We start from the raw sequence: 16,676 nt of genomic DNA, 5'->3' as shown, positions 1-16,676 counted from the left end.
GATCGGGCGGGCGAATCACCTTGGCGAGAAGGTGCTGGTGGCGGGGACGACGGACGCGCAGCACCCGACGGCGGTAGTGGTGGTGCCGCCGTCGAAAGTCACGGCGATCGATCCGGACAAGGACTGGTTCCGTGCGCGGGGCGAGAACAATGCGTATCTGCCGTGGTGGGGCCGCCGTCACGACACCAACTACGGCATGCAGGGCTATTCCTACTGACCGGATAACCGACCATGCGGGGAATCATTCGAGTGGGCGATGTCCACAGTCACGGTGGCTATGTCGAGACAGGCGCGTCAAACAGCGATGTCATGGGGCGTGCGCCTGCACGTGTCGGTGACCGTTGCACGTGCCCGTTACATGGACCGTGCGTTGTCGTCGAGGGCGACGGGCAGTTCGACATCGAGGGGGCGCACGCGGCGTTCGAAGGTCACAAGACCTCATGCGGCGCCGTTCTGATTTCATCGTTGCCGACGTCGGGACGCTCGTGATTCGAGCCACCCGGACAGTCACGTCGAGGTGAAAGAGGGTTCCGGTCAGTTACCCGTATCCTTGTCCAGCGGAGGGCTGCACGATGCTTGCGCAGCCCTTCGTCATTTCCATGCTGCCCTTCAGTTGGCGGGCTGCGCTTGCGTCTCCGTCCGGATCTGCACCACATGCGCGGCGCGCAGCGTATCGCCAAACAGCTTCCCCATCGCCGCACCGCATTTCTTCGCGAGACTGTCCGAATCGAGGCACGTCTCCCCATCGGCGCGCGCCCTGTAGATCGGCTTCATCGTGTAACGGGTACCGCCGGGCTTGTCGCCGGTCGCGGGGACAAGCGCCGTCGTCACATTCGATACCTCCATTTGCCACGTCGCGCTGATGGCCGTGCCGTAGCGCGCCGTCGCGGACTCCGTGAACAGGCGGATCGTGTGACTCGGTCGCATGGCCCGCAGTGCCGACGGGACCGGATTCACGAACTTCATCTCGTCCAGTTCGACGACTTTCGTCGGCACATCGGCCAGTGCAGCCTGGATGCCATCACCCAGTCCGGCGAGATACGCGCCCTTCGCTGCCGAATGCCTTGCCGTCCACGACGACCAGGATCGCGGTCGCTTCTGTCGGCGCGATGCCCGCGGTGTTCTTGCCGATGAGATTAGGCGTGGCGACGCAGCCGCTGACGAGCGCCGCAACCACGCATGTCGTCAATCCACGCAGTGTTTTCATTGTTTTCATGGCAGGCCTGTGGGGAAGACGTCGTGCCAACTCGACGTAATGCAGTCGAGCGCAACGTGATCGCGTGATTGTGCTGGATGTGGTGCAGCCTGCCAACGCGTCGTCCACGCTTTGTCGGAACGTAACCTTGTTACGCGCGCCGCAAGCAAACACCGATCACATCTGCCTGAACAACCCCGCATACGCCCGGCTGACCGGCAGCATCTCCCGCTGCCCGTGCACGCGAATCCGCAACCTTCCCAGCAAGTCGCGCTCGACGCGATCGATCGCTGCATACGCAACGATCACGCCGCGATGCACCTGCGCGAACCGCTCCGGATCGAGCCGCTGCATCAGTTCCTTCAGCGGCGTGCGAATCACGAGCCGTTCGCCGGCCGTGACGACTTCCGTGTATTTCTCCGACGCCTGGAAATACAGCACGTCGTCGACCGACACGAGCCGCGTTGCATCCTTCACGCCTACCGTCAGCCAGCGGATTGGTGTCGCCTCTCTCGATTGTGCCGCCTGCGCGAGCGCATCGGCATGCGCGATGGCCGGCCCGCCGCGCTGCAGCTTCGCGATACAGCGCAGCAGCCGCTCGTCCGTCACCGGCTTCAGCAGGTAGTCGACCGCTGCACGATCGAATGCGTCGACCGCATATTCGTCGTAGGCCGTGACGAACACGACATGCACGTCGGGCACCAGCGCAGCGAGCTTCAGCCCGTCGATGCCGGGCATCCGGATGTCGAGAAACGCGATGTCCGGGCGCGGCGATGCGTTCAGCGCGGCCAGCGTTTCGATGCCGTTGCGCGGCATCGCGACGATGTCCAGATCGGGCCAGAGCTGGCCCAGCCGCTGCGCGAGCGAGGCGGACAGGTTCGGTTCGTCGTCGGCGATGAGGGCGGTCGGCATGTCAGTCGATCGGAATCAGCAGGATAGCGGTGACGCCATGTGCGGCGGCGGTATTCGTCTCGACGCAGACGCGGCCACGCTCGCCGTGCAGCGTCCGGATGCGCGCGGCGACGTTGGCGAGCCCGACGCCGCCATGCAGGCGCGTGTCGCCTTTACCGAGGCCGACGCCCGTATCGATCACGTTCAGTTCGAGGCTGTCTCCGCGCATCCTGCCGCGAATCACGATCACGCCGCCGTCGATCGACGGCTCGATGCCGTGCAGCAGCGCATTTTCGACGAGCGGTTGCAGCAACAGCGGCGAGAACGGCAGCGCGTGCAGATCCGTCGGCACGTCGATCGCATACGAAAGCCGCTCGCCGAGCCGGATCGACGCAATCTTCAGCAACGCCTCGACGAGCTCGAGCTCCTCGCCGAGCGTCGACGTCGCATCGCGCGTGCGTCGCAAGCTCGCACGCAGGTAGCGGTTCAGGCTGTCGAGCATCGTCGATGCACGGGCCGGATCGCGCTCGATCAGGCTCTGCACGTTCGCGAGCGTATTGAACAGGAAGTGCGGCTCGATCTGCGCCTGCAGCAGTGCCAGGCGCGCAGCCGTTTCGGCCTGGCGCGCTTCCGCGGCTTCGCGGCGCTCGGTCTCGAGCGTCGCACGCATGCGCATGGACTGCACGAACAGCGACACGCACACGAACAGGATCGCCGAGATGAGAAACGACGGCCCGTAGTTGTCCCACGTTCCGATGCGGGCGCGCCCGAACACGTGCGGCACGTTCCCGCTGGTGAGCGCCGCCGAGATCTCGAAGCCGATGAGCACGCTGGCCGGTGCGATCACGATGGTCTTCAGCGCGAGCCCCGGCTGGCGCGGCAGCAGCCGGTCGGCGGCGTAGCTGAACAGCAGCGCGCAGAAGCCAATCGCGTTCGCGACGACGAGGTACGGCAGCAGCGGTTCGTTGAAGTGGATGGCCCAGAAACCCAGGCCGACGACCGAGTTGAAGCACGCGAACGCGAGCAGCGCGGCCGGATCGCGCAGCAGCCGCGGCGGGGCACCGGCGGGTGGCTGCCGAAGCGGCGAAGGGTCGGACGTGGCTCGCATGGTGTCGGGTGAGGGGGCGCGCGATGCGCTGATGGCCTGACTTTACTGCTAGTCGGGCCGACTGCGTGCGCGTTGCGACGAACGGCGCGCGGCTTCGACGAAGCGCTTCGGCTGCCGACGGTTGGCCGGTTTCCGTTACGAGTGTAGTGGAAGGGGGGACGGGAGGGGCACCGGGTGTTGCGGGTTGCACGTCGAGCACGAAGCGCCGGCGGGTGCGGTGAAGCTGACCCTTTCGGTTCAGAAGTCGCCGGCCGCCGGATTCGATGGCGCGTGAGTCTTTCCCATCCACCGAACGATTGTCGCCGCGACGCGCAACTCGTCGGCGAATTCCGGCCCCCCGTCGCAAGTCACGCCGCCTGCCGGGATCGGGCAGTACGGTGTTGCGGTATCCACTCCGATCAGGCGACTCCGACCATGTCCACACTCCTTCACCTGAAGCCTTACGTGTACGTCATGTTCTGCGTGCTGCTCTACATCGGCATCAAGCGCTGTTTCCCGCGCGAGGTGCCGGCTGCACGTCCGCTGATCTCGCCGGTCGCGTTCGGGATGCTCGGCATCGTCAGCCTGAACGGACTCTTTCCGCATGCCGGCGTCGACGCGAACGCGATCGCGCTGGCGGCCGTCCTCGCCGGCACGGCGCTGGGTTGGCTGCACGCGAGCCGGTGGCGGCTCGAGTACCGTCCGGCCCCGTCGGGCCTGCGCGTGCGCTTGCCCGGCGACGCGAGCCTGCTCGTCACGCTGATGCTGACGTTCGTCGCCGAAACCGGCATCCATTACGCGGTCGCCGTGCACGCGCCGTGGGCGGCGACAGGCGGCTTCGCGATGCTGTCGTTCGCGGTATGGGGCGTGCTCGTCGGGATGACGCTCGGGCGCGCGGTGAACGTGGTCGTGCGCTGCGTGCGCGATGCGAGCGGATCGGGGCGTGGGAGTTTCCCGTATTCGGTCGATCCGCGATGAAGGGTGCGAAACGGCCTGCGAGCGGGCACCTGACAGCCTGAAAGGCGCTACGGCCCGTCTTCGTCGATCGTGGCGGCGTCGACCCGAAACGGCATGTGACGGGCCCCGATTTGCACCCCGTTTCCTGTCACGGTCACGTCACGGTGCGCCCATAAGGTTGCACGTTCCCGTCGCGGCGGCATCGCCGGATTCAGGACGTGCGCAACCCGCTCGCGACGACGTGCCCGCGTCGCAGGCGGGCCGGCCGGGATCTCGCTCCCGGCGGCGCGGCGGTCATGCATCGCGCCATTTCATTCAAAAATACGATCGACGCCGGTTCGAACCGGATCGCGGACGATCAGGAGACAGGGACCATGCTGAGTCCGCATGAATTCTCGCTGCTGTTGCGCATTGCGCGTGCGCCGGACAGCGTCGATCCGTCGAATCCGGCCTTCGCCGTGCTGGTCGAGAAGCGGCTGGTCGACGATACGCAGGTGCGCCTGAACGCCGTGGCCGCGCGCCCGGCGCTGACACCGATTGGCCAGATGCTGCTGGCGCGCTTCGACGAAGCGGCCTGAAGGGGCGCGTCACGCCTTCATCGAGACGAAGGGCGTGACGCGTTGAAGCGCCGGGCCGCTTACTGCGCGACCGGCACGGTCACGTCGCTGCCGAACCAGTGCATCGAGATCTTCTTCAGCGTGCCGTCCTTGCGCAGCGAATCGAGCGCGTCGTTGACCGCCTTTTCGAACTTCGGGTTGCCCTTGCGGAACGGGATCGCCATTTCCTGCTTGCCGCCGTTCAGCACCGCGCCCGCGCGCAGCGGCAGGTTCGACGTCTTGATCATGTACGGCAGCATCAGGCGATCGTCGAGCGTCGCCTCGATCCGGCCTGCGGCGAGGTCGCGCAGCTTCTCCGGCGCGCCCGGGTACGTCTGCACCTCGATGCCCGGTACGGTGCGCGCCATCTGGTCATAGTTGGTACCGAGCGTCACGCCGAGCTTCTTGCCCTTGAATTCGTCGAGCGACTTGAAGTTGCGCGTGTCGTCCTTGCGCTGGATCAGTTGCGCGGCCGAGTACGTGTACGGCTGGCTGAAGTCGAGCGCTTCCTTGCGCTGCGGCGTGATCGTGACCTGGTTGACGATCACGTCGAACTTGCCGGCCTGCAGGCCAGCGATGATGCCGCTCCATTCGGTCGGAATGAACTGCGTCTTCACGCCGAGCTTGCCGGCGACGGCGTTCGCGACGTCGACATCGAAACCCTCGAGCTGGCCCGACGTGCCGCGCGAGTTGAACGGTGGATACGTGCCTTCGAGGCCGACGCGCAGCACGCCGGCTTTCTTCACTGAATCGAGGAGGTCGTCCGCGTGCGCGGCGACGGCCGTGAAGCCGAGGGCCGACGCGAGCAGCAGGCCCGAGAGCAGGAACTTCGAACGTTTCATCGCAGATCTCCAGTGGTCAGCGTGATGTGGGGGAGCGCCGGGCGCCGGGTGGGCGCGGCGGGCCGCAATACAGGCACGTAGACACTACTCGCAACCGGGCGGCACCGAAACCGGAATTGGCCCTGATTGCAATCGATTTCATCGATGTGCCGGACGGCGGGCGTGGTTGCCGTCCGCCAGCGTGGCACGCGGGCTGATCGAGCAAGGACCCGATCGGGCTGGCCGGCGGGCTCAACGTCTATCAATATGCCGACAACCCAACAGGGTGGATCGACCCGCTCGGCCTTGCTCGCTGCCCTTGCGATCCGTGCGGTAAGTCTCGTCGGTCAAGTCTGAGAGATATTCGTCGGCAGCTCGGCATCCCCTTGTCTCAGCAGCCCATCATGCGGTATTTGGCTCGAAGCGTACACTCCCGGGACCGACCGTCATGTTCGCGGCCGCTTCAGGTCGGCCGCGTTTCGACTGACTTGCTTGGGGGCGACGGGCGGCCAACAGGCGCCGGCCAGTCTCACGGACCGAGAATTGGCATAATCACGGCTCGCTGACACGAGTGCCGCGACGCAGGCCCTTTCGTGCACCTGCTACATCGCTGCTCCTGCGCATTGACTCCAGTCCCGTTACCACCGCAATACCCATGTCGACCACCACCACGACCGAAGTGTCGTTGCAACACATTCTCGAACATCCCGGCGATTTCTCCGGATGGCTCTGCCTGCCGCCGACGCCGTGGACGCTCGATACAGAAGGCGCATTCACCGAAGAGGCCGACGACCGCGAGACCGACACACCGCCCACCGTCGCACCGCACCCTGGCTGGCGCGTCACGCTGAACAGCGCGACGATCGAAGACATCGTGATCGACGCGCATGACCAGGTCGACGAACCGACCGTCGCGCAATTGTTCGATGCGTTCGTGTTCTACGTCGACAACGACGAGTTCATTCTGCTCTGAAGAGGCACGCGCACCACGCCACAGCAAAAAAGGACCGCCAGTGCGATCCTTTTTCACGGGGCATCAGCATTCGAACGAATGCCTATCCCTCAAGGCAACGAAATCGTCAAATTAGCCGATTCCGGCCCGACCTTGATCACCTGCGAATAAGGCGCCAACGCCTGCAGCGTCTTGTCCTTCAGATACGTATTCAGCCCGAGATATCCGAGCAGTGCGACAAGAGCAAAAACCGCCCCGATCGCCCAAACCGGCACCTCGCGCTTCAAGCGATGCGCGATCTGATCCGGCAGCGGCCAATGCGGCGCGAACGCCGCCCGCTTGCCCTTCATATGCGCGATCTCGTCCCCGAGCCGCGCCGTGAGGTAAGCCAGCTTCTCCGGCCCTTCCAGCAGATACTTGCCCTGGAACCCGAGCAGCAGGCACATGTGAAACACCTCGAGCGACTGCAGCCGCGCCGCCCCCTGCGCGCGGCAATCCTCGAGATACTGGAAGAACTTCTCGCCCGCGAGCTGCTCGCCGAACAGCACGAGCTGCAGCGGCCTGCGTTCCCATTCCGTGCGGATCTTGTACTGCGACGACAGCACCATTTCGTCGATCGCCGCGCAGAACGCGAATTTTGCGCCGTACACGTCTTCAGCAGCGATATTCAGCTTCTTCGCGCCACGCTCGAAGTCCGACAAAAACTCCTGGATCCGCGTGCTGAACTCGCCCGCGCTCTCCGGCTCCCGCCCGTTCTTGAGCAGGAACAGCATGAAGAACCCGTCGTACAGCAGGTCGAGCAGCGAGCGGGCCTGGAACGAGGCGTCCGTCGACGCCGGGGTATGCATCGGTGCCGGCGCGTTGTCGCCGAACAGGGAAGGCGCGTAGCTCATGATGTGACCGCGATCAGTTCGAATTTCAGGTCATTGATGCCAGTCGGCGCGTAGATCATCGCGGACTGGGCCTGCAGCATGCGCTCGTACAGCGGGCTACGCGAATCGAGCGCGAAGTAGCATGCGCCGGGGCGCACCGGAATCGCGGGCGGCACCTGCGGCGTGTACGAGAGCCGCACGCCGGGCATGGCCGACAGCACGAGCTTGTCGACGTCGTCGGGGGCGCCGACCTTGAAGCGGGCCGGCACCGCATCGACGAGCTCGACGCTCGGCATGTCCGCGGACACCGCCAGGTAGAACTCGGTCTTGTCGTCGATCTTGCCGGAATCGAGGCGGCCGAGGTGGAACGACGGGCGCACCTCGTCGAGCGTGATCGCGAAGTAGCGCGTCGAGATCACGGTGTCGAGCAGTTCGCGCAGCATCAGGTCGAGACGCGCAAAGCTCGGGCCCGGATCGTCGTGGCGGTACACCGGCAGGTCGGCGAGCGTATAGCCCTTCGAGAACGTCATCAGCTGGCCCGCAAGGCGCAGCAGTTCCTGGAACAGCCGCTCCGGATGCAGCGCCGAATGCTGGTGCAGGTGCGCGAGCGTCGCGAACGCGGCGTTTGCGGTATGCAGCAGCCAGAACGACGCGATGTCGCCCGAGCGGAACTCGATGATGTTTTTCGACGGCTCGCGGTGGAAGCCGTACAGCGCGTTCACCTTCGCCTGCAGCGCGTCGACGAGCTGGCGCAGCCGCTGGTGCAGGATCGGCGATGCGTCGATCGCGAGGCACGGCGGCACGAAGCTGTCGTCGATCTCGAAACCGGACGTCGCGGTGCGGCGCACGCGCACGAGCGGCACCGACAGCAGCTGGTCGCGCGGTTCGCTGTGCGCGATCAGCTTGACCTGCGTCTTCAGGAACGTGATGTCGGCTTCGGCGGCGTCGGTGAAGTTGTCGGCGACGCTGGTCTGTTCGCTGACGAAGCGCGTCATGAAGCCGGCGGCCGGATCGTCGCTGTAGTTGGTGCCGTTCTCGCGCAGCGGGTGCAGCGCGAGATAGAACACGAATTCGTTGATGCCGTCAGGCAGCGTGTCCAGCGCGATCGGCGGCGGCAGGTCGTCGGCCTGCGGTGCGGCATACAGCGCGCCGTCCGGGAACACGAGCGCGAGCTCGGCCACCCGCAGCACGTTGCTGCCGAGCGCATCGCGGTCGATGCGCACCGAGCGCACGCCCCAGTTGTAAGGCTGGATCGCCTGGATCGATTCGAACAGGCGCGCTTCGTGGTACGCGTCCTGTCGCTGAAAGTGTTGAGGCCGGAGGAACAGCCCTTCCCCCCACAGCACCTTGGCCGAATAACTCATGTCAAATCCGGTTAATGTCGCGTTGCGATGTAATCGATTTGTTCGTGCCCGAATTAAATCGCCAATTGTTAACTCTTGTTAATTGACATTCGTGCGTCATTGTTTAACCGCAGGAGACCGAAGAAAGCAAATTCAGCGGTTGCGAAGGCGCACCCTGTTGCGGTGCGATGACGGTGCCGTCGGTGACCGTCATCGCGCAATTATGCAGGCCGATGATTATGCCGGATTTCTCCGACTTCACCGGATCGAACGTCAGTTTCCATCGTTGCAGTGCGGGATCGCGGAACAGCGCGACGATGCCGAATGCCTGCGCTTCGCGCGAAACCTTCTCGGTCGCCGTATAGCGCTGGCCTGGAATCAGCGTGATTTCACGCACGTTCAGCAGGTCGGCGCCCAGTGCGGCTTTTTCCTTGGTCGGATCGGTAAATGCGTCGAATGGCGCCTGCTGGAACGATGTCGGGTCCTTCAGCGTATAAAGCCGCACGACGAGCGCGAGCGGCTTGTTGTCGGTCGCGGCATTCAGGTTCGGCGCTGCGGCGAGCGTGATGCCGAGGTTGCGCGGCGGCTTCTGCGCGTCGGGCAGTTCGGGCTTGCCGATGCCGGCCGCGGACATCACGGCGCTCGCGGCCGAGCCGAGCAACGGGGCGGCCGCGCATCCGGCCAGAAGGGCGCAGGCAACCAGCGGCAGCGCGTAGCGAATCATGGACGATCTCATCGTGTTTCCGGCGTGCCGCCTTATTCCTGTCAAAACTGCCGGGTATTTCCGCGTTCGCCACGTATCCCCGGCATTGCACCGTTCAACTATTGAGCACGCCGGTGTCTCGGCGAGCTTCCGGAAATTTTTTCCGCCACCCGGGCGGCGCGTCGTGCAGCCAGTAAAACTTGCGCGATCCGGTCGAAAAGAAAACCGCTGCGAGCCAGCAGCGAGAGGCCATTCGAGGGGGTAGCGCCCAGTTTTAAAAGGAATTACTCTTCACACGACGATTGAATTATGAAAAATTGATCGGTACTATACCCGCGCGCTTCTTGCAAAGCAAAAGAACCAGATTCTCAACGATTTAAAACTCACGCGCCGGTGGATATAACGATGAAAGACCGTCTCTTCGCAAAACTGTCTGGGGTAGTAGTGGCTTGCGGCGTGATCGCCGGCTGTGCGAGCCAGCCTCCCGCGCCGCCGACTGCCGAGGTGTTCAACAAGTCGCTGGCCGATGCGGACGCAGTTGCGAAGGCGGGGGACCAGGACAAGGCCCTCGGCCTGTATCAGCAGCTCGCGAAGTCGGATCCGACGCGCGAGGAGCCGTGGTCGCGCATCGCACAAATCCAGTTCGCACAAAACCACTACGGTCAGGCAATCGTTGCCGCGCAGGAAGCGCTGCAGCGCGACGCGACCGACCGTCAGGCGAAGAGCGTGCTGGCCGTGGCCGGCCTGCGGATCGCGACGCAGTCGCTCGGCGAGCTGCGCCAGGATTCGTCGCTCGCGGGCGATGCGAAGTCCGATGCGCAGGCGCTCGCGAAGCAGCTGCGCGATACGCTGGGCGAATCGGCGCTGTTCCCGCCGGAGACGAATGCCCGCACCGGTGGCCGAATCAAGAAGACCCGCACGGTCGTGCACAAGAAGGTTACTCCGACGCAGACCTCTGAAGCCACCGCTACGGTGCCGCCGACGAACACGTCGTCGGGCAGCGCGCCGAAGGGCGGTGATCCGTTCGGCGCACTGCGCAACTGACCGCAAACTGACGCGATAACCACAACTAACCTGGGAGCCGTCGAGATGGCCAAGAAAGAAAGCATTCAGAAAAGCTTGCAGAAAATACGGCCGCCGCGCGTCCAATTGACCTATGAGGTCGAGAAGGGCGACGCGATCGAGGTGAAGGAACTGCCGTTTGTCGTCGGGGTCGTCGGCGATCTGGCGGGCCAGTCCGAAATCGAGCAGCCGAAGCTGCGCGACCGCAAATTCGTCAACATCGATCGCGACAATTTCGACGACGTGATGAAGGCAATCGAGCCGCGTGCCGCGTTCCAGGTGGAAAACCGCCTGAGCCCGGAAGGCGGCAAGTTCGCAGTCGACCTGAAGTTCCGTTCGCTGTCGGATTTCAGCCCGGACGAAGTCGTCGAACAGGTCGAGCCGCTGCGCCGCCTGCTCGAGGCGCGCTCGAAGCTCGCCGACCTGCGCAACAAGCTCGCCGGCAACGACAAGCTCGAGGATCTGCTGTCCGAGGTGCTGAAGAACACGCAGCAGCTGCAGGAGCTCGCGAAGGGCACGGGCGGCGACAAAGACGGCGAATGACGACGGAGAGTTGAGATGAACCAGCAAACGGCTGCGGCCCAAGCGAGCGGTGCGGAATACGCCGCCGGGACCTCGCTGCTCGACGACATCGTCGAGAAGAGCAAGGTCGCGAAATCCGATTCCGAGCATGCGCGTGCGAAGGACCTGATCGGCGAACTCGTGCACCAGGTGCTCGACGGCACGGTGATCGTGTCGGACAACCTGTCGGCCACGATCGACGCGCGCGTCGCGGAACTGGACCGCCTGATTTCCACGCAGCTTTCCGCCGTGATGCACGCGCCGGAATTCCAGCGCCTCGAAAGCACGTGGCGCGGGATGGACTACCTGGTCAAGGAAAGCAACACCGGCCAGACGATCAAGATCAAGGCGCTGCACGCACCGAAGCGCGACCTCGTGCGCGATTTCAAGGGCGCGAGCGAGTTCGACCAGAGCGCGCTGTTCAAGAAGGTCTACGAGGAAGAATTCGGCACGTTCGGCGGCTCGCCGTTCGGTGCGCTGATCGGCGATTACGAGATTTCGCGCCAGCCTGAAGACATGTACTTCATCGAGCAGATGTCGCACGTCGCGGCGGCCGCGCATGCGCCGTTCATCGCGTCGGCGTCGCCCGAACTGCTCGGCCTCGAGTCGTTCTCCGACCTCGGCAAGCCGCGCGACCTCGGCAAGGTGTTCGATACGGTCGAATATGCGAAGTGGAAGTCGTTCCGCGACGCCGAAGATTCGCGCTACGTCGGCCTGACGCTGCCGCGCTTCCTCGGCCGCCTGCCGTTCAATCCGAAGGACGGCCAGACCGCGGAGAACTTCAACTTCGTCGAGGACGTCGACGGCACCGACCACGACAAGTACCTGTGGTGCAACGCCGCGTGGGCGTTCGCTGCGCGCCTGACGGCCGCATTCGACGACTTCGGCTGGTGCGCGGCGATCCGCGGCGTCGAAGGCGGCGGCCTCGTCGAGGACCTGCCGACCCACACGTTCAAGACCGACGACGGCGAAGTCGCGCTGAAGTGCCCGACCGAAATCGCGATCACCGATCGCCGCGAGAAGGAGCTGAGCGACCTCGGCTTCATCCCGCTCGTCCATTGCAAGAACTCAGATTACGCCGCGTTCTTCGCTGCGCAGTCGGTGCAGAAGCCCAAGAAATACAGCACCGACAGCGCGAATGCGAACGCCGTCCTGTCCGCCCAGCTTCAGTACATCTTCTCGGTATCGCGCGTCGCGCACTACCTGAAGGCGATGATGCGGGACAAGATCGGCAGCTTCGCATCGGCGCAGAACGTGGAGACTTTCCTCAACCGGTGGATTTCGCAGTACGTCCTGCTCGACGATAACGCCTCGCAGGAACAGAAAGCGCAATTTCCGCTGCGCGAGGCATCCATACAAGTGTCGGAGATTCCGGGTAAGCCGGGCTCGTATCGTTCGGTCGCGTTCCTGCGCCCGCACTTTCAGCTCGACGAACTCTCGATTTCTCTGCGACTTGTCGCTGATCTGCCCAAACCGGCAAATTCATAAGCGAGTAAATCGCCCGGGCGGGCCGCCTGGGTAGGACGTTAAAACCACCTCTTTGGGGAGTCGAAGGGCCATGTTACATATGCACTTGCAGTTTGGTAGTCCCGCGGTGAAGGGCGAGTCCGCGGACAAGGACCACCAGGGCTGGATCGAGCTGAAATCGTGGGATCACTCGATCGTTCAACCGCGTTCGGCAACCGCATCGACCGCTGGCGGTCACACGATGACGCGTTGCGAGCACGGCGACATGATTTTCACGAAGGAAATCGATTCGTCGAGCCCGCTGCTGTACCAACACGCTTCGGGCGGTACCACGTTCGACGAGGTGACGGTCCATTTCTCGCGCGCTGATGGTGAAGGCAAGCGCGTGCAGTATCTGGAAGTCAAGCTCAAGTACGTGATCATCTCGAGCATCGCCCCGAGCGTTCGCGAAGAAGGTCTGCCGCTCGAGACGTTCTCGCTGAAGTACGCAGCTGTGCAGTGGAAGCAAACCCAGCAGAAGATCGGCGGCAACCAGGGCGGCAACACGCAAGGCGCCTGGAGTCTGACGAAGAACGACAAGACCTACGCGGTCTAAGGTCGGTTGCGGCAACGGGGCGCACGCGTCCCGTTGCCGTTTTCGCTGTGAATACCGGCCGATGAAACGATTCGAACCCAGTTTTCTCGACAAGCTGTTCGACGACGAACCGCACCTGCCGGCCTCGGCAGCGATGCGGCAATTGTCGCTGGACGAGCTCAAGAACACGGTCGCCCGCGACGTCGAGGCGATCCTCAACTCCCGTATCGCCCACACCGAAAACGAGCTGGCTGCGCTGCCGGAGTGCCAGAAGTCGGTGCTGACCTACGGGCTGAACGATTTTGCGGGGCTGAGCCTGGCGAGTCACTACGATCGCGCGTTCATCTGCAAGTCGATCCAGCAGGCCATCGCGCGCCACGAGCCGCGCCTGCAGCAGGTGCAGGTGACGTTCGAGCTGAACGAGCAGGCCACCAACGCGCTCTACTTCGCGATCCAGGCGCTGCTCGTCGTGCACCCGGCCGAGGAGCCGGTGAGTTTCGACGCGATGCTGCAGCCGTCGACGTTGCAGTATTCGGTTACGCGCGCACGCGCCGCAAGAATGCAGTAAATCATGCCGCCGAGCGGGCCGGACCGCCCGGTGGTGGATCAGGGTCCGGCAGGAAATATTGAGGTTCGGGGTCGTCGATGGAAGAATTGCTGCCGTATTACGAGCGCGAATTATCGTTTTTGCGGCGCTATTCGCGAGATTTCGCCGAACGCTATCCGAAGATCGCGGCGCGGCTCGCGCTGTCCGGCGAGCATTGCGAGGATCCGCACGTCGAGCGGATGATCGAGTCGTTTGCGCTGCTTGGCGCGCGCATCAACAAGAAGCTCGACGACGATTACCCGGAATTCACCGAAGCGCTGCTGGAAGTGCTGTATCCGCACTACCTGCGGCCGTTCCCGTCATGTTCGATCGCGCAGTTCACGCCGGCGTCGCCCGGCCAGCAGACCGAACCGGTCGTGATCGCTCGCGGCACCGAGCTGAAGAGCCGCCCGATCCGCGGCGTGCAGTGCCGGTTCCGTACCGCCTATGACGTGACGCTCGCGCCGATCCGCATCTCGGAAGCCCGCTACACGCCGGTCGCGCTCGCGCCGAGTGCGACGGTGCTGCCGTCGAATGCGACGGGCGTGATCTCGATCACGTTCGAATCGCTCGCCGCGCAGCTCGATCTCGGCGCGCTGAAGCTGCCGACGCTGCGCGCGCACCTGCACGGCGAACAGTCGTTCGTCGCCGCGCTGACCGACTGCCTGTTCGTCAACGTGCTCGGCGCGTATGTCGAGCCCGAGCGCAACGGCCGCTGGACCGCGCTGCGCAAGCTGCCGATCGCGCACGCCGGCTTCGACGAGGACGACGCGCTGATCGACTACCCGGCGAAATCGCATCCCGCGTATCGCCTGCTCACCGAATACTTCGCGTTCCCCGACAAGTTCGATTTCGTCGACTTCGACATCGCGGCGATCGCGCGCGCGACGGGCCGCTGCCAGCGCGCGACGCTGCATCTCGTGCTGCAGGACGTGCGCAGCGATTCGCATGTCGCGCGGCTGCTCGAACTGCTGACGGCGAGCCACTTCCGGCTGTTCTGCACGCCGATCGTCAACCTGTTCCGCCAGCACGGCGAGCCGATCCGCATCACGCACCGCGCGGTGTCCTACCCGGTGATCGCCGAGGCGCGGCGGGCGTTCGCGTACGAGGTGTATTCGATCGATTCGGTGAAGCTCGTCCGGCAGCAGGCGCACGAGGAATCGGTGATCGAGTTCCGGCCGTTCTATTCGTTGCATCACGGCGAATCGGCGCGGATCGGCCATTACTGGTTCGCACGCCGCAACGACTGGGTCGCGCAGAAGAGCCCCGGCTATGAAACCGAGATCTCGATCGTCGACATCGATTTCGAGCCGACGTCGCCGCAGACCGACACGCTGAGCCTCGACCTCACCTGCACGAACCGCGACCTGCCGGCAATGCTCGCGTTCGGGCTCGAAGGCGGCGACCTGTTCCAGGAGGGCGGCGCGCAGACGAGCGGCATCGCGCTGCTGCGCCGTCCGACGCAGAGCGTGCGCTTCGAGCGCGGCCGCGCCGCGCACTGGCGGCTCGTGTCTCACCTCGCGCTCAATCATGTGTCGCTGGTCGCGCACGGCCTCGCGCCGCTGAAGGAAATGCTGACGCTGTACGACCTGCGCCGCACCGCCGTGTCGATGCGCCAGATCGATGGCCTCGCCGGCGTCGAGCAGCGCGGCGCCGTGCAGTGGCTGCCCGGCAAGCCGTTCGCGACTTTCGTGCGCGGCATCGAGATCCGCCTGACGATCGACGAGGAACACTTCGTCGGTGCGAGCCTCGCGTCGTTCGTACGCGTGCTCGACAGCTTCTTCGGGCTGTACGTCCACCTCAACAGTTTCGTTCAATTAGTCGTCGTGTCGAAGCGCACCGGCGAGGAGATCATCCGATGCAAGCCCCGCACCGGCGAGTCGATCCTGGCGTAGTCGACGCGCTGCTCGACGAACCGCACCGCTTCGAGTTCTTCCAGGCCGTGCGCGTGCTCGAAGGGCTGTTCGCGCGGCAGGCGTCCGACGCGCCCGGCGCATGGCGGCAGGGCGACGTGGTCGCGCAGCGCATTGAATTCCGCAACACGCTGTCGCTGGGCTTTCCGCCGAGCGAGATCGAAGGCGCACGCTCGTTCGACGACGACGGCACCCAGCTCAAGACGGGCGAGCAGCGCGGCGCCGCGCTCGCGGCCGGCGAGCTCGGCCACGTCGAGCTGACACCCGCGTTCTTCGGGCTGCTTGGCGGGCAGGGCGCGCTGCCGCTGCATTACACCGAGCAGATCGTCGCGCGCGAGCACCTGAAGCGCGACCATGCGGCGCGTGCATTCTTCGACGTGTTCTCGAACCGCGCGACCGCGCTGTTCTATGCCGCGTGGAAGAAATACCGGCTGCCGTTCCATTACGAGCTCGACCGCGACGAGCGCTACCTGCCGCTGCTGCTCGCGATCGCGGGCGTGCCGAGCGACGAGATACGCGACAGCCTCGCGGCCGGCGCGGGCGGCGTGCTCGACGAGGCCGTTGCCGGCTATGCGCTGGCCGCGCGGCACCGGCCGATGTCGGCCGCGTACCTGCAGCGCACGCTGTCCGACTATTTCCGCGTGCCGGTGAAGATCGACCAGTTCGTCGGCAAGTGGTATGACGTGCCGCCCGACCAGTTGAGCGTGCTCGGCGAGGTCAACGCGGTGCTCGGCGCGACCGCGCTTGTCGGCGAACGCGTGTGGCAGCGCGACATGCGCGCGCGGATCGTCGTCGGCCCGCTCTCCAAGCGCGACTACGAGGCGTTCCTGCCTGGCGGCGCGCATGCCGTCGCACTGGAGCGGATGCTGACGCTGCTCGCCGGCGTCACGCTCGAATACGAGGTGAAGCTCGTGCTCAAGCGCACCGAGGTCGGCGCGAGCGTGCTCGGCGCGGGCTCGCGGCTCGGCTGGGACGCGTTCCTGTGCACGCGCGACGCGATCGAGGATCGCTCCGACGCGCGCTACGAACTGCACGTGATTCACTGATTCCGAACGACAACAAACACGCAATCGAACCTGAGACTGAGATCGACGCC

Annotated in this window: 19 protein-coding genes and 2 pseudogenes; 13 read left to right on the top strand and 8 right to left on the bottom strand. The window is 64.8% G+C overall.

The genetic code is table 11. The features are described from left to right. Together B7G54_RS33255 and B7G54_RS33250 are read left to right on the top strand one after the other, a co-directional pair. A pseudogene (locus B7G54_RS33255) lies at positions 1 to 217 on the top strand (hypothetical protein); the annotation flags it as partial. Between the two features lie 14 nt (positions 218 to 231). Next, positions 232 to 489 (top strand): PAAR domain-containing protein, encoded by a 258-nt coding sequence (locus tag B7G54_RS33250; protein WP_080741844.1) that lies wholly within the window; start codon positions 232 to 234, stop codon positions 487 to 489. Between the two features lie 120 nt (positions 490 to 609). Here B7G54_RS33250 and B7G54_RS33245 read toward each other — a convergent pair whose 3' ends face one another. The 4 genes from B7G54_RS33245 to B7G54_RS33235 all read right to left on the bottom strand — a co-directional run bounded on the left by B7G54_RS33245 (position 610) and on the right by B7G54_RS33235 (position 3,131). Continuing rightward, on the bottom strand, positions 610 to 996 hold the full coding sequence (locus B7G54_RS33245) for a hypothetical protein (protein ID WP_085042957.1): 387 nt from the start codon (positions 994 to 996) through the stop codon (positions 610 to 612). A 25-nt stretch (positions 997 to 1,021) separates the two neighbouring features. Next, positions 1,022 to 1,216: a hypothetical protein gene (locus tag B7G54_RS38820; RefSeq protein ID WP_133059240.1), complete on the bottom strand. Its 195-nt coding sequence runs from the start codon at positions 1,214 to 1,216 to the stop codon at positions 1,022 to 1,024. 156 nt (positions 1,217 to 1,372) lie between these two features. Next, positions 1,373 to 2,107 carry a LytR/AlgR family response regulator transcription factor gene (locus B7G54_RS33240; RefSeq protein WP_085042956.1) on the bottom strand — a complete coding sequence of 245 codons (735 nt, stop codon included), beginning with the start codon at positions 2,105 to 2,107 and terminating at the stop codon, positions 1,373 to 1,375. 1 nt (position 2,108) lies between these two features. After that, positions 2,109 to 3,131, bottom strand: a complete 1,023-nt coding sequence (locus B7G54_RS33235) for a sensor histidine kinase (protein ID WP_425266532.1) — start codon at positions 3,129 to 3,131, stop codon at positions 2,109 to 2,111. A gap of 477 nt (positions 3,132 to 3,608) precedes the next feature. Here B7G54_RS33235 and B7G54_RS33230 point away from each other — a divergent pair, with 477 nt between their 5' ends. Beyond that, entirely contained in the window at positions 3,609 to 4,151 is a 543-nt protein-coding gene (locus tag B7G54_RS33230) for a DUF6622 family protein (RefSeq protein ID WP_085042954.1), read from the top strand. 353 nt (positions 4,152 to 4,504) lie between these two features. Further along, entirely contained in the window at positions 4,505 to 4,708 is a 204-nt protein-coding gene (locus tag B7G54_RS33225; protein ID WP_085042962.1) for a hypothetical protein, read from the top strand. Between the two features lie 59 nt (positions 4,709 to 4,767). Here the strand turns inward: B7G54_RS33225 and B7G54_RS33220 are convergent, their stop codons facing one another. Continuing rightward, a complete protein-coding gene (locus B7G54_RS33220; RefSeq protein ID WP_085042953.1) occupies positions 4,768 to 5,568 on the bottom strand; it encodes a transporter substrate-binding domain-containing protein in 801 nt (266 codons plus the stop codon). A 200-nt stretch (positions 5,569 to 5,768) separates the two neighbouring features. Between B7G54_RS33220 and B7G54_RS40275 the strand changes: the two are divergent. After that, positions 5,769 to 5,873 (top strand): annotated as a pseudogene (locus B7G54_RS40275) (RHS repeat-associated core domain-containing protein); the annotation flags it as partial. A gap of 329 nt (positions 5,874 to 6,202) precedes the next feature. Beyond that, the gene (locus B7G54_RS33215) at positions 6,203 to 6,520 is read left to right on the top strand and encodes a DUF7716 domain-containing protein (protein WP_085042952.1); all 318 of its coding nucleotides are present in this window, start codon (positions 6,203 to 6,205) and stop codon (positions 6,518 to 6,520) included. 89 nt (positions 6,521 to 6,609) lie between these two features. Here the strand turns inward: B7G54_RS33215 and icmH are convergent, their stop codons facing one another. The 3 genes from icmH to tssJ all read right to left on the bottom strand — a co-directional run bounded on the left by icmH (position 6,610) and on the right by tssJ (position 9,450). After that, positions 6,610 to 7,392, bottom strand: coding sequence for a type IVB secretion system protein IcmH/DotU (icmH, locus tag B7G54_RS33210; RefSeq protein ID WP_085042951.1), 783 nt, complete (start codon positions 7,390 to 7,392; stop codon positions 6,610 to 6,612). Next, a complete protein-coding gene (tssK, locus tag B7G54_RS33205; protein WP_069255602.1) occupies positions 7,389 to 8,735 on the bottom strand; it encodes a type VI secretion system baseplate subunit TssK in 1,347 nt (448 codons plus the stop codon). Before tssK ends, icmH begins: the two co-directional genes overlap by 4 nt. A gap of 103 nt (positions 8,736 to 8,838) precedes the next feature. Further along, positions 8,839 to 9,450, bottom strand: coding sequence for a type VI secretion system lipoprotein TssJ (gene tssJ, locus B7G54_RS33200; RefSeq protein WP_085042950.1), 612 nt, complete (start codon positions 9,448 to 9,450; stop codon positions 8,839 to 8,841). 372 nt (positions 9,451 to 9,822) lie between these two features. Here tssJ and B7G54_RS33195 point away from each other — a divergent pair, with 372 nt between their 5' ends. From B7G54_RS33195 to tssG, 7 genes are all read left to right on the top strand, one after another. Next, the gene (locus tag B7G54_RS33195; RefSeq protein ID WP_085042949.1) at positions 9,823 to 10,461 is read left to right on the top strand and encodes a tetratricopeptide repeat protein; all 639 of its coding nucleotides are present in this window, start codon (positions 9,823 to 9,825) and stop codon (positions 10,459 to 10,461) included. Positions 10,462 to 10,506: 45 nt separating this feature from the next. Beyond that, positions 10,507 to 11,022, top strand: coding sequence for a type VI secretion system contractile sheath small subunit (gene tssB / locus B7G54_RS33190; RefSeq protein ID WP_006484395.1), 516 nt, complete (start codon positions 10,507 to 10,509; stop codon positions 11,020 to 11,022). Positions 11,023 to 11,037: 15 nt separating this feature from the next. Next, positions 11,038 to 12,528 carry a type VI secretion system contractile sheath large subunit gene (gene tssC / locus B7G54_RS33185; protein ID WP_006477094.1) on the top strand — a complete coding sequence of 497 codons (1,491 nt, stop codon included), beginning with the start codon at positions 11,038 to 11,040 and terminating at the stop codon, positions 12,526 to 12,528. A gap of 70 nt (positions 12,529 to 12,598) precedes the next feature. Next, positions 12,599 to 13,102: an Hcp family type VI secretion system effector gene (locus B7G54_RS33180; protein ID WP_006477093.1), complete on the top strand. Its 504-nt coding sequence runs from the start codon at positions 12,599 to 12,601 to the stop codon at positions 13,100 to 13,102. A 61-nt stretch (positions 13,103 to 13,163) separates the two neighbouring features. Further along, a complete protein-coding gene (gene tssE / locus B7G54_RS33175) occupies positions 13,164 to 13,649 on the top strand; it encodes a type VI secretion system baseplate subunit TssE (RefSeq protein ID WP_085042948.1) in 486 nt (161 codons plus the stop codon). Positions 13,650 to 13,726: 77 nt separating this feature from the next. After that, positions 13,727 to 15,562, top strand: a complete 1,836-nt coding sequence (gene tssF, locus B7G54_RS33170) for a type VI secretion system baseplate subunit TssF (protein WP_085042947.1) — start codon at positions 13,727 to 13,729, stop codon at positions 15,560 to 15,562. Beyond that, entirely contained in the window at positions 15,526 to 16,626 is a 1,101-nt protein-coding gene (gene tssG, locus B7G54_RS33165) for a type VI secretion system baseplate subunit TssG (RefSeq protein WP_085042946.1), read from the top strand. Before tssF ends, tssG begins: the two co-directional genes overlap by 37 nt. The last annotated feature ends 50 nt before the right edge of the window (positions 16,627 to 16,676 follow it).

It is taken from the genome of Burkholderia puraquae, from assembly GCF_002099195.1.
Taxonomy (GTDB): Bacteria; Pseudomonadota; Gammaproteobacteria; order Burkholderiales; family Burkholderiaceae; genus Burkholderia; species Burkholderia puraquae.
Note: the sequence above shows the minus strand (reverse complement) of the source record. Positions and strands in the feature narration are given on the sequence as shown.

What these genes read in the sequence shown, in the direction of transcription:
- tssK (WP_069255602.1), bottom strand. Translation starts at nt 8,735, where the DNA reads ATGAGTTATTCGGCCAAGGTGCTGTGGGGGGAAGGGCTGTTCCTCCGG.
- B7G54_RS33215 (WP_085042952.1), top strand. Translation starts at nt 6,203, where the DNA reads ATGTCGACCACCACCACGACCGAAGTGTCGTTGCAACACATTCTCGAA.
- B7G54_RS38820 (WP_133059240.1), bottom strand. Translation starts at nt 1,216, where the DNA reads ATGAAAACAATGAAAACACTGCGTGGATTGACGACATGCGTGGTTGCG.
- tssE (WP_085042948.1), top strand. Translation starts at nt 13,164, where the DNA reads ATGAAACGATTCGAACCCAGTTTTCTCGACAAGCTGTTCGACGACGAA.
- icmH (WP_085042951.1), bottom strand. Translation starts at nt 7,392, where the DNA reads ATGAGCTACGCGCCTTCCCTGTTCGGCGACAACGCGCCGGCACCGATG.
- tssC (WP_006477094.1), top strand. Translation starts at nt 11,038, where the DNA reads ATGAACCAGCAAACGGCTGCGGCCCAAGCGAGCGGTGCGGAATACGCC.
- tssB (WP_006484395.1), top strand. Translation starts at nt 10,507, where the DNA reads ATGGCCAAGAAAGAAAGCATTCAGAAAAGCTTGCAGAAAATACGGCCG.
- B7G54_RS33220 (WP_085042953.1), bottom strand. Translation starts at nt 5,568, where the DNA reads ATGAAACGTTCGAAGTTCCTGCTCTCGGGCCTGCTGCTCGCGTCGGCC.
- B7G54_RS33180 (WP_006477093.1), top strand. Translation starts at nt 12,599, where the DNA reads ATGTTACATATGCACTTGCAGTTTGGTAGTCCCGCGGTGAAGGGCGAG.
- B7G54_RS33225 (WP_085042962.1), top strand. Translation starts at nt 4,505, where the DNA reads ATGCTGAGTCCGCATGAATTCTCGCTGCTGTTGCGCATTGCGCGTGCG.
- tssG (WP_085042946.1), top strand. Translation starts at nt 15,526, where the DNA reads ATGCAAGCCCCGCACCGGCGAGTCGATCCTGGCGTAGTCGACGCGCTG.
- B7G54_RS33240 (WP_085042956.1), bottom strand. Translation starts at nt 2,107, where the DNA reads ATGCCGACCGCCCTCATCGCCGACGACGAACCGAACCTGTCCGCCTCG.
- B7G54_RS33250 (WP_080741844.1), top strand. Translation starts at nt 232, where the DNA reads ATGCGGGGAATCATTCGAGTGGGCGATGTCCACAGTCACGGTGGCTAT.
- tssF (WP_085042947.1), top strand. Translation starts at nt 13,727, where the DNA reads ATGGAAGAATTGCTGCCGTATTACGAGCGCGAATTATCGTTTTTGCGG.
- B7G54_RS33230 (WP_085042954.1), top strand. Translation starts at nt 3,609, where the DNA reads ATGTCCACACTCCTTCACCTGAAGCCTTACGTGTACGTCATGTTCTGC.
- B7G54_RS33195 (WP_085042949.1), top strand. Translation starts at nt 9,823, where the DNA reads ATGAAAGACCGTCTCTTCGCAAAACTGTCTGGGGTAGTAGTGGCTTGC.
- tssJ (WP_085042950.1), bottom strand. Translation starts at nt 9,450, where the DNA reads ATGAGATCGTCCATGATTCGCTACGCGCTGCCGCTGGTTGCCTGCGCC.